11 protein-coding genes are annotated in these 10,687 nt (G+C 60.6%); 4 read left to right on the top strand and 7 right to left on the bottom strand.

Annotated features, from left to right (window positions below; genetic code table 11):
* Nucleotides 1–236: 236 nt before the first annotated feature.
* On the bottom strand, nt 237–1,097 hold the full coding sequence (locus ACOYW2_RS20115) for a pyruvate formate lyase family protein (RefSeq protein ID WP_482767723.1): 861 nt from the start codon (nt 1,095–1,097) through the stop codon (nt 237–239).
* Between the two features lie 12 nt (nt 1,098–1,109).
* On the opposite strand from ACOYW2_RS20115, the gene ACOYW2_RS20110 reads away from it, so the two are divergent.
* The 4 genes from ACOYW2_RS20110 to ACOYW2_RS20095 all read left to right on the top strand — a co-directional run bounded on the left by ACOYW2_RS20110 (nt 1,110) and on the right by ACOYW2_RS20095 (nt 3,935).
* On the top strand, nt 1,110–1,250 hold the full coding sequence (locus tag ACOYW2_RS20110; protein ID WP_482767722.1) for a hypothetical protein: 141 nt from the start codon (nt 1,110–1,112) through the stop codon (nt 1,248–1,250).
* Between the two features lie 284 nt (nt 1,251–1,534).
* On the top strand, nt 1,535–1,912 hold the full coding sequence (locus ACOYW2_RS20105) for a RidA family protein (protein WP_092208575.1): 378 nt from the start codon (nt 1,535–1,537) through the stop codon (nt 1,910–1,912).
* Between the two features lie 106 nt (nt 1,913–2,018).
* Nucleotides 2,019–3,017 (top strand): D-cysteate sulfo-lyase, encoded by a 999-nt coding sequence (gene cuyA / locus ACOYW2_RS20100; protein WP_180139461.1) that lies wholly within the window; start codon nt 2,019–2,021, stop codon nt 3,015–3,017.
* A gap of 237 nt (nt 3,018–3,254) precedes the next feature.
* Nucleotides 3,255–3,935, top strand: coding sequence for a GntR family transcriptional regulator (locus tag ACOYW2_RS20095; RefSeq protein ID WP_482419724.1), 681 nt, complete (start codon nt 3,255–3,257; stop codon nt 3,933–3,935).
* Nucleotides 3,936–4,454: 519 nt separating this feature from the next.
* Here the strand turns inward: ACOYW2_RS20095 and ACOYW2_RS20090 are convergent.
* From ACOYW2_RS20090 to ACOYW2_RS20065, 6 genes are all read right to left on the bottom strand, one after another.
* On the bottom strand, nt 4,455–5,816 hold the full coding sequence (locus tag ACOYW2_RS20090) for a penicillin-binding transpeptidase domain-containing protein (protein WP_482771062.1): 1,362 nt from the start codon (nt 5,814–5,816) through the stop codon (nt 4,455–4,457).
* On the bottom strand, nt 5,753–6,394 hold the full coding sequence (locus ACOYW2_RS20085; RefSeq protein ID WP_482767721.1) for a transglycosylase domain-containing protein: 642 nt from the start codon (nt 6,392–6,394) through the stop codon (nt 5,753–5,755). The genes ACOYW2_RS20090 and ACOYW2_RS20085 overlap by 64 nt, the downstream gene beginning before the upstream one ends.
* Nucleotides 6,395–6,418: 24 nt before the next feature.
* On the bottom strand, nt 6,419–7,948 hold the full coding sequence (locus tag ACOYW2_RS20080) for a response regulator (RefSeq protein ID WP_482417775.1): 1,530 nt from the start codon (nt 7,946–7,948) through the stop codon (nt 6,419–6,421).
* A gap of 124 nt (nt 7,949–8,072) precedes the next feature.
* The gene (locus tag ACOYW2_RS20075) at nt 8,073–8,831 is read right to left on the bottom strand and encodes a CheR family methyltransferase (protein ID WP_482419721.1); all 759 of its coding nucleotides are present in this window, start codon (nt 8,829–8,831) and stop codon (nt 8,073–8,075) included.
* A 124-nt stretch (nt 8,832–8,955) separates the two neighbouring features.
* Nucleotides 8,956–10,074 carry a protein-glutamate methylesterase/protein-glutamine glutaminase gene (locus ACOYW2_RS20070; RefSeq protein WP_180139477.1) on the bottom strand — a complete coding sequence of 373 codons (1,119 nt, stop codon included), beginning with the start codon at nt 10,072–10,074 and terminating at the stop codon, nt 8,956–8,958.
* A gap of 266 nt (nt 10,075–10,340) precedes the next feature.
* Nucleotides 10,341–10,664 (bottom strand): chemotaxis protein CheW, encoded by a 324-nt coding sequence (locus tag ACOYW2_RS20065; protein ID WP_482419719.1) that lies wholly within the window; start codon nt 10,662–10,664, stop codon nt 10,341–10,343.
* Nucleotides 10,665–10,687 lie beyond the last annotated feature (23 nt).

Raw genomic sequence — 10,687 nt, 5'->3', positions numbered from 1 at the left:
GAGCTTTTTTTAAAAGAAACGACCCGCCGGAGGCTGATCGGTTAAATCCACAAAGGCAAGCGGCAGCAATGTATTCTGTTGCGTCGAAGCTTGTGAGCCAGCCCGCCCACAGCATCAGCGTTTGTGTCGGGCGAAGCCCGAGCCGAAGGCCCTTGCGCTTTGGCCCGAGGAACGAGGGACAAAGCGCAAGGGCAATGAGCTTTCGAGGTGGCTCACCTCGCCGCCGGAGGCTTTTTTTATTCCGTCATTCCGTACTCCGCCCGTTCGATGAGTTCAATCTGCTGGGCGTGGTTGAGGCGGACAAAGTAGGCGTTGTAGCCGGAGATGCGGACGATGAGGTTGGGGTAGTGTTCCGGGTGGGCCATGGCGTCTTTCAGGGTGCGGGAGTCCACCACGTTGAACTGCATCTGCATGCCTCCCATGCCGAGGTAGGCGGTGACGTATGCGGCCATGGTATCCACGATCTTCTGGCGGTTTTCCCCTGGTTTGGGGACGAGTTTGACGTTGAAGGCGATGTTGTTGTCCATGTGGGCGGGGTTGAGCCGGGCCACATCGGAGATGAAGTCCAGGTAGTTGGCCGAGGCGTGGGGTTCCGGGGTGAGACCGGGGGTGAAGGCCTTGCCGGCCAGGCGCCCCGAGGGCAGCGTGCCGGAGAGGGCGCCGTAGGCCACGTGCTGGCTCATGGACCAGAACCCGCAGGTGTAGGGGCCGCCGCGGTGGTTGGTGAAGCTGTGGTAGGTGGTGCTCAAAAAGCGGGTGATCTCGTTGCAGAGGGAGAGGGCCTCCTTGCTTCCGGACCCGAACAGGGGGGCGTGGTTGCGGACCAGCTCGCGGATGTGGGGCGCTTGGGTGAACTGGGTGTCCACGGCCTTTTTGAAGGCGGCAAGGCTGAGCCGTTTGTCGTCGAAGACGAGTTTTTTGACGGCCAGAAGGGAGTCGGTGACATCGGCCAGGCCGATGTTGGAGGTGCCTGAGCTGTTGTACAAGGCGCCCCCCTGGGTGATGTCTGTTGCCGTATCCAGGCATCCGTCCATGAGAATGCTCAGGAGGGGCGTGGGGCGCATCTCCGCGTGGAGGGCGGCGTAGGTGTTGTTCAAGGCGACGGCGTGTTGGATGAGAAAGCGCTGCTGGGTTTTTCAGGCGTTGAAGAAGGCCTCGAAATCGGTGAAGTGCTCCGGGGTGCCGGTGGTTACCGCAGGATGGGCAAATCGGTTTTGTTTGTCGGGAGGATGATGGGTGTGGTATTCTAATGATCTGAAATTATGGTGCTATATCGGCGTGCATGGCCCTCGTCTGATGGAAGGGCCGTCCAGGGGGCATAAAATTTTATAACGCCTGGAAATATGCGCGGGGAAAGGCTTTGCACGGTTTTTTAGTAAAAAGGCAAAAAAAGTATTTGACAGGAGGCTTCCGAGGTCTTTAAAACTTCATACATGTCAAATGTCGACATTTGGAACGGGCGCAAAGGGGAGTCCCCTTTTCCCCCTTCAATGATGGACATGATAACCCAACATAATGAAGGATATCACGCATTATGACCCAGCCGATCCAGACGCCCGACGCACCCGCAGCCGTAGGCCCCTATTCCCAGGGGATTGTTTCCAACGGATTTGTTTTTGCCTCAGGCTGCCTCCCCATCGATCCCGCCACCTCCACCATGGTGGAAGGGACCATCGCCGAGAAAGCCACCCGCGCCCTTGAAAACCTCAAGGCCGTAGCCGAAGCAGGTGGAAGCTCCCTCGACAAAGCCGTGAAGGTGACGGTGTTCCTTGCGGACATCGCCGATTTTGCCGAAGCCAACAAGGTGTACGCAGAGTATTTCAAAGAGCCTTATCCGGCCCGAAGCGCTTTTCAGGTGGGCGCGCTGCCCTTGGGCGCCGCCATTGAAATCGAGGCGATTTTTGCTGTGTAAATGAAGATCCGGGCGGTGATGGGTTCCATGATCGCCCGTATTTAAACGGACCTTGCAGATAGATCCGATAAACGCTTATTCCCTCCCAAATAAGGAAATAAAGACCATGAATTTCACTAAATTTCCCCGTCGCGGTTACCTCCAGGGCCAGACTCCTGTCGAGCCCATGAAAAACCTCAGCAAAGCCCTCGGCGGCGAGGTGAACCTCTTCGTCAAGCGTGACGACCTGCTCCCCGGTGCGTCCGGCGGCAACAAAACCCGTAAACTGGACTTCTGCATCGCCGACGCCATCGAAAAGGGTGCCGACACCATCATCACCTGCGGTGCCATCCAGTCCAATCACTGCCGCCTCACCGCTTCCTGGGCTGCCAAAGAAGGCCTCGAGTGCCACCTCGTTCTCGAAGAGCGCGTCAAGGGCTCTTATAAAGAAGACGGCAGCGGCAACAACTTCCTCTTCGAACTCCTTGGTGTGAAGTCCAAGCGTGTTGTTGAAGGCGGTTCCGACATGATGGCTGAGATGGAGAAGACTGCTGCAGAGCTGAAAGCTGCCGGCAAGAAGCCCTACATCGTTCCCGGCGGTGCTTCTAACCCCATCGGTGCCCTGGGTTACGCTGCATGCGCCGAAGAGCTGATGAACCAGCTCAACGACATGGACCTGAACATCGACTACGTTGTTGTTCCCTCCGGTTCCGCCGGTACCCACGCCGGTATGGTTGTGGGCATGACCGGGATCAACGCCAACATCCCCGTCATCGGCATCAACGTGTCCCGTACCAAGGAAGCCCAGGAAGAGATCGTTTTCGGTCTGGCACAGAAGACCGCTGAGCTCCTCGACGTCAAAGGCGGCGTTGCCCGTGAAGACGTGGTTTGCTACGGCGACTACGTCGGCCCCGGCTACTCCCTGCCCACCGACGCCATGGTTGAGGCCGTGAAGCTGTTCGCCGGTGAAGAGGCGATCCTTCTCGACCCCGTCTACACCGGTAAAGTGGCTGCCGGCCTGGTAGACCACGTACGCAAGGGAACCTTCCCCAAAGGCTCCAACGTTCTCTTCCTCCACACCGGAGGATCCCCCGCCCTCTACGCTTACCTGGACACCTTCAGGTAGCATTCGGCGAGTGAGATCGTAAATTTCCGCAGCACCGGTGAAGGTTATCCGGTGCTGCGGTTTTTTTGTTTGTGCGGGTCGGCAGGGCCAGGTGCCCTGGAATGTGCAGGTGCGTGAGTTTCGGTTGATCTCACGGAGAATATGTTGCATAAAATGAGTGCAAACGAACCAATAACCCAACACCGGTCGTTCTCCTGACCAGGGAGCCCGGAGCCCGTAACGGAATATAGATGCACCATGGCGGAAATCAAAACGTACAGTGAGCAGGTAACCGAGTACATCAAGCGATCGATTCTGGAAGGGTCCCTGAACCCCGGTGACAAGGTCAACGAGGTGCACGTAGCCGCCAGCCTTTCCATCAGCCGGGCACCGGTGCGGGAGGCGCTTCAGATGCTGACCCGCGACGGGCTTATCGTTTCTGTTCCCCAGAAGGGCAAGTTTATCAACTGCCTGACCAAAAAGCAGATCAAAGAGAGCTACTTTACGGGCGGGGTTCTGGAAGGCGCTGCCGTTGCCGCCTCCATCGACGAGTTTACCGAAAAAGATTTCGACACCCTCCAGGCCATTGTGGACCGTATGGAGGTGGTGGCCTCCATGGAGACGGCCGCCGATTACATGCCTGCCCTGGACGACCGGTTTCACGAAGTCCTCTTCTCCAAGACGGACAACACCCTTCTGGTGGAACTCTCCCGGAGATACTGCCACGGCCTTTCCAAGTTTCTCCTCTTCCGGTACTGGCGTAATCTCTTCTCACCCCGTACGGTCTGGCTTCGCCACAAATCCATTGTGGACGCGCTGAGAACCCGGGACAAGGTGGTTATTGAGAGGGCGCTTCGCGAGCACTACATTGAATCGGGTGAGCGCATGTCCATGTACGGATGTGAGCAGGACAACCCGTTGTGTAAGATTTGCAGGTAAAGCAGGTGATAGGTAAAACAGGTCATAGGCAAGGCAGGTCATAGGCAAGGCAGCTCATAGGTAAGGCAGGTCATAGGCAAGACAGGTTATAGGTAAGACAGGTCATAGGCTATTAGGTGGCGGCTGGGCGTGGGTTGTGGATCACGTCAGGGGCCTGTGACGCAGAAACAGTCGCCGTGTCTTTTTCCCATTTTTCTCCATTCTTTCATCCCCCATGTCCGAAACACGGACTCCTCTACCATCCCTTCCGGTTAACCGGCAGATACAAATCGGTATATCCATTCAATCTATGTCCTCATGGGGCTTTGTTTTTCAGGCTTCTTTGCATTCTCTGGTGGGCGTCGTCAGTGCTCAATACAAGGGAAAGGAACGATACATTGCATCAGGGGCTCTTTCGTTCCCAGGCTCCGCCTGGGAATGACGCAGGGAGGCTCTGCCTCCACGATTGAAGTCGCTTCACCCTGTATGTTTTACCCATTATGCCGCTATGCTCCGCACCGGCAAGGCAGAGGCTTGTTTCTAATGGGTTTTGAACAGGGCGGGGACGTTGCCTTTGGCAGGCTCCGAGGCGATGCGGCCTGTGTTGGGGTCCATGTGGCGGAGGGTGACGCCGTCGGGGCGGTCGAAGCGGGCGGGGGGGCTGTTTTTCCAGGCGGTCTCCATGAGATCTGTCCAGATGGGCAGGGCGGCCCGGGCACCGGTTTCGACGCGGCCCAGGGTGGTGTAATTGTCGTTGCCCACCCAGACCCCTGCGGCGACGTAGGGGGAGAAGCCCAGGAAGAGGGCGTCCCGGTAGTTGTCGGTGGTGCCGGTTTTGCCGGCCAGGGGTTTGCCCACGCGCAGGGCGCCTTTGCCGGTGCCTTCGGTGACCACGGCGGCGAGCATGTCCGTGACCACGGCGGCGTCTTCCCGTGAAATGGCCACGGTATGGCTGGGGCGGCCCTCCCAGATGACCCGTCCGTCCCGGTTTTCGATGCGGGTAATGGCCATGGGCTCGGATTTGATGCCCTGGTTTGCAAAGACCGCATAGGCCCGGGTGAGATCCATGAGGGTGGTCTCCGAGGTGCCCAGGGCCAGGGAAAGGTTGTTGGCCAAAGGCGAGGTGATGCCCAGGCGGCGGGCAAAGGCGGCCACATTGGCCACGCCCAGGGAGTCGGCCAAACGTACGGCCGGGATGTTTTTGGAGAGGGCCAGGGCCTTTCTCAGGGTGATCTCACCGCTGTATGTTTTGGAGAAGTTCTTGGGCTGCCACGGCTTTTTCCCTCGCCCCATGGAGAAGGAGACCGGGGAATCCAGGATAAGGCGGTTCTGGTCGATGCCCTTTTCCACGGCAAGGCCGTAGATAAAGGCCTTAAAGGAGGAGCCGGGCTGGCGCTTGGCCTGGGTGGCCCGGTTGAAGTGGCTTTTTTTGAACTCCCGGCCCCCGGCCATGGCCAGGATGCCTCCAGATTGAACGTCCATGGCAACAAAAGCACACTGGGGCGCCGGGTTTTTGATGCGGTGTTTCTTCATGCGGGCCTCAAGGCGGGCCATGTTTTTGGCCATGGAGGCTTCCCCTGCCCTCTGGAGGGAGAGGTCCAGGGTGGTGCGGATGGTGAGGCCGTCCCGGTAGAGGCGGTCGAGCCCCACGATGCCTGCCAGCTCGCCTTTGAGGTAGTCGATGAAGTAAGGGGCTTCGAGGACCCTTCCGCGTCCGCGCTTGCCGGCCAGTGCCAGGGGTTCGGCCAGGGCTGCGTTGTAGGCCGGGGTGGTGATGCGGTGGCGGTCGTGGAGGAGTTTGAGCACGAGGTTGCGACGTTTGATGGCTTTTTTAGGGCTCACCAGGGGCGAGTATCGGGACGGGGACTTGGGAAGCCCTGCCAGCAGGGCGCACTCAGCCAGGGTGAGTTCGGAGACCCCTTTATCGAAGTAGATGTTGGCGGCGGACAGCTTTCCGCCAGCGCCCCACTGCCGAAGTAGATCTGGTTGAGGTAGAGCTCCAGGATCTCTTTTTTGGTGTAGCGGCGTTCCAGCTGAAAGGCGAGCATCGCCTCCTTGAGCTTTCTGTCGATGCTTTTTTCCCGGGTGAGGAAAAGGGTCTTGGCCAGCTGTTGGGTGATGGTGCTGGCCCCTTCCACGAAGTTCCGGGCGATGATGTCCTTGACGATGGCCCGGGCGATGCCTTTTAAGTCCACCCCGTTGTGGTCGTAGAAGTTTCTGTCTTCGGTGTTGATGATGGCGTTTTGCAGGTGGGTGGGGACAATGGCAAGGGGCACCGGGTCCCGTTTTTCCGCGTAGAATTCGGCCAGGAGGGCCCCTTCCCTGGAGTAGACACGGCTCACCGACGAGGGCTTGAAGGACTTTAAGGCCTCGATCTGGGGCAGGTCCCTGGTGGTCCCGAAAAAAAGGCCGGCCATGAGGCCGGCCGCGGTGCCGATGACAACAACGGCGATGACGGTCAATGCAAAGCGTCGATTCATGGGGTCATACTACGTTGGGGCACATTAAAAATCAACGGCTTCCTTGACGGCGATGAGGCGGCTGACCATCTCGGCGAGGCCTTCGTCTGTAAAGGGCTTCATGAGGATGGCGTCCACGGGGCTGGCCCCGTCCCCGGCAGGGGGTGCCGCGTCGCTCTGGGTGGTGACCATGAGAATGGGCAGGCGCGAGCTGTCGGCATGCCTGCGCAGCTGGGAGGCCAGGGTGAACCCGTCCATCTCGGGCATGTTGAGGTCCGTGACCACCAGGCGGGGAGCCAGGGCCGGGATCTCCCGGGCGGCGGTCTCCGGGTTCTCGAAGGTGGCGACTTCATAGCCCAGGCCGTTGAGTTTTTTCATGTAGAGCATGAGCATCATCTTGGAGTCGTCCACGCAGGCGATGAGGGGGCGGCTTACGCCGGTATCTGCCGTGGCTTTTTTCACCCGGTCGGCAAGGGCCTTGAATCGTTTTTTGGATAAAAAGGCCACGCAGTGGGCCCGCACGTCCGGGTGGGCGTGGCGGATGAGGTGGGTCTCGGTGAGCCCTTCGAACCCGTCGATGGTCAGGAGAAAGCGCAGGGTGTTGTCCGACTGGGAGTCGATGAGGGCCCCCACCACCTTGGCGGCGATGTCGTCCCCGAAGGAGACGATGTTGGTGATGCCCTTGATCAGGGGGGTGGAGATGTTGCGGTCCACGGCGCGTGCCGCGGACATGCGCACGGCCTCGGAGTCGTCGGCCAGCCCGCGGGCCAGGTGGAGGGCCCATCTGGGGGAGGGGAGGCGTCCGGCTGCCTCGTAGACAGCGTAGCGGATGTTGGGGTCCCGGGGCAGGGAAGCCAGCAGGCCCAGCAGGGGCGGCAGGGCCTCGGGGGCACCGCAGCGGCCCAGGGCGTTGACCGCGTGGATCACCAGGTCGGTGTTGTCGCTTTTGAGCTGGGCGGACAGGGCGCAGACCCCTTCGCTGCCTGCGGCGGCAAAGATGTCGATGGCCAGGTTGCGCAGGGTGTGTTCTGTGGAGCCCAGCAGGGCGGCCACGGCAAAAAAACCGGGCTTGCCCGTGAGGGGAAGGGTCTCGGCGATGCGCTGCCCCTGTTCCCGGTTCTCTTCGCAGAGGCGCTTGATGAGCATGGGGCCGTCCTCTCCGGACAGGCCGAGGCTCGCTCGCAGGGCGGCGGTGAGGACCAGGGGTGAGCGGCTGGTGGCCACCAGGTCCAAAAGGCGGGGCAGGGCCTGGGGCAGGTCCAGCTCCACCATGGCGTCGGCCCAGAAGGAGAGGCGGTTCTCGTCCATGGGGCCGAAGGTGTTGCCGGCCAGGAACTGGCCGATGATCCACTCCACCTCCATGCGGTTGCCCTTTTTCCTCAAGTCGTTGGTGAGGAACTTGACGATGGGCAGCCCCGGCGACTCGCAGCTCAGGAAGAGCTTTTTGAGGGTGGTGTGCTTCATGGTTTCGGAGATGGTGGTGAAAAAGGGCATCAGCGCGCAGCCCTTGACTGCGTCGTTAAAGTCGATGCAGTGATTCAGCTCTTCGATGTACTGGCGTTCTTGTTTATCCATGGACGGCCCTCGATGGGGTCATGCGGGGCGCCGCCGAAGGGGAGGCGTCCGGCAATTGATAAAACGTGGAGTTCAGGTAACGCATGGGGACAAAGGGCGACTCCTCCTGGGCAAGGGATCGGGTTCAATACAGTAGGAGGCAGCCGTCGGGCTCGAGCTGGCGCGAGAGGTTGTCGAAGAGCCGCAGCCGGTCTTCACGGGTGAAGTAGATGGCCACGTTGCGGCAGAGGATGATGTCGAATTTGCCGAGTCCGGTCAGGGGGCCGAGCAGGTTCTGCTTGCGAAAGGAGACCATGCTGCGGATGTCGTCGTTGATACGGTAGCCGTCCCCCTTGGGGGTAAAGTATTTGCCGAGGCGGGCCGGTGAGAGGCCGCGGGTGACCTCAAACTGGCTGTAGAGACCGTAGCTGGCCCTGGCGATGGCCGCATCGGAGATGTCCGTGGCCAGAAGCTGCAGGTCGATGCCCGGTTTGGGCAGGCCCAGTTCCCTGAGGACCATGGCCGTGCTGTAGATCTCCTGGCCCGTGGAGCTGGCGCTGCTCCAGATGCGGATGGTGACCCGGCCCCCTTTTTTGCTTTTGCGGTCAATGAGGTCCGGAATCAGGCGGTGCTGAAGCAGGTTGAAGGGGGCGTTGTCCCTGAAAAAATAGGTCTCGTTGGTGGAGATGGCATCGATGATCTTTTTTTCGAGGGTCCGGGACGCTTCGGTGCGGGAACGGGTGAGCAGCTCCTGGTAGGAGCGGCAGCTGTATTCCGCGGCAAGCTGGCCCAGCCGGGTTTCGATGAGGTACTCCTTGCCTGCGGCCAGGGTAATCCCCGAGATCCCATAAATGTATTTTGAGAGCGCTTGAAATTCGCTTTCGGTGACCTTCAGTCTGTTCATCGGACCTGCTTGTTGTTGCGATGTGGTTGCCGTTTCAGAGCCCTTACGGGGCGGTGGAAACACCTACCCTGTGCGCCGTGGTGTCGCCTCCGGCGCCGGAGCTCGGTCAAATGGGTGAAAGGCATTATTTGAGCGTGCCCATCAAGGCGCGGGCCATGTCCGGGAGGGGGACCACCTTGTCCGTGATCCCGGCCTCTGTGGGTGCCTTGGGCATCCCGTACACCGTGCAGCTGGCCTCATCCTGGGCCAGGATGACGGCGCCGTTTTCGTGCATCCTCTGCAATCCCTTGAACCCGTCCTGGCCCATGCCGGTCATGATGATGCCGGTGGCCCGTCCCACGTAGTGGTCTGCCACGGAGCGGAACAGGTAGTCGGCCGAGGGGCGGCAGCTGTTTTCCGGGGGATCGTTGGTGATGCGGACCATGCGATGGGTCCCGTCCCGGTGGGCCTCCACGCGCATCTGTTTGCCTCCCGGGGCGATGAGGGCAAGCCCCGGTTTCAGGAGGTCACCGTCTTCGGCCTCCTTGACCTCAATGGCGCATTTGGTGTTGAGGCTGCCCGCAAGGGACTTGGTAAAGACCGGGGGCATGTGCTGCACAATGAGGATGGGCACACCGATATCGGCCGGAAGCTTGGGCAGCATGGCAGCAAGGGCGTTGGGACCGCCGGTGGAGATGCCGATGGCCACCACCTCGGAGGGGCGGCTCACCGTGCGGGTGATGCGCCTTGGGGGCGGGGTGGCCGGGGTGGCGGCCGGTTTGGGCCGTGCCTCCCGCGGGACGGCGGTGCGGGCCAGGGTGGCCCGGGCGTTGTCCAGGCGCGATCGGAATTTCTTCTCCTGGATGAGCGCGGTGACCGCCGGTGTGAGCTGGGTGCGGATTTTTTCGACGTTTTCCGCGGCGGTTCCGGACTGGGGCTTGGTGATGAAGTCAAAGGCCCCCAGCTCCAGGGCGCGGATGGTCATGTCCCCGCCGGTGGTGGTGAGGGTGGAGAGCATGATGATGCGGGGCAGCTTCATGCCCGTTTTTTTCAGCTCTTGCAGGAGCTCCAGGCCGTTCATCTCCGGCATCTCGATGTCCAGGGTGATGAGGTCGGGCTTGAAGGTCTTGATCTTGGTCAGGGCAAATCGCCCGTTGGCCGCGGTGCCGCATACTTCGGCACCCGGGATGGACGCAATGACGTCTCCGACAACTTTACGATAGAGAATGGTATCGTCAACCACCAGTACTCTGATGGGATCCATGGCGATTCCTCCAGGAAACAAAAGAAGGGGTTAAGGGCTCGGGCACCAACGGATTCACGGGGTACCGGCAGGCTGGCTCATGCCGGGATGCACACCCAAATGGGGTCCGGGCTGCGACGACCGCAGTGCGGAGGCACGGGGACCTCCCGCAGGAGGTCCCTTGTCCGCTTTTCTGCCGAAGGGTTCACACGACTCCGGCGATGGTGACCTATCACCGAATGGGAATCGGGGTTAGCTTTATTACATCCGGCGCTCGGGGGCTGTGCTTACCCTTCGGTGAGGACCCGTTCGATGTCCAGGACACCGATGAGGCCTGCTTCGGTCTTGACCACCCCTTCGAAGTAGCTTCCTTCGATACCGCCCAGGTTGGCGGGGGGAGGTTCCACGTGGCTGGGGTCGGCGCTCATGACGTCGCTGATGCGGTCCACCAGCAGCCCGATGTGCTCACCCATGGAGTCCACAATGATGTTGCGGTTGTCCTTGTCCCGGGTGATGGGGGAGAGCCCCGTCTTGAGGCCGAGGTCGATGACCGTGACGATGCGCCCGCGCAGGTTGAGGACCCCCACCACGTAATCGGGGGACTGGGGCACACCGGTGACCTCGGTCTGCTTGT

The organism is Desulfoluna sp. CLI2B (genome assembly GCF_056847375.1).
The sequence above is the reverse complement of the archived record's forward strand: the minus strand, read 5'-3'. Positions and strand labels throughout refer to the sequence as shown.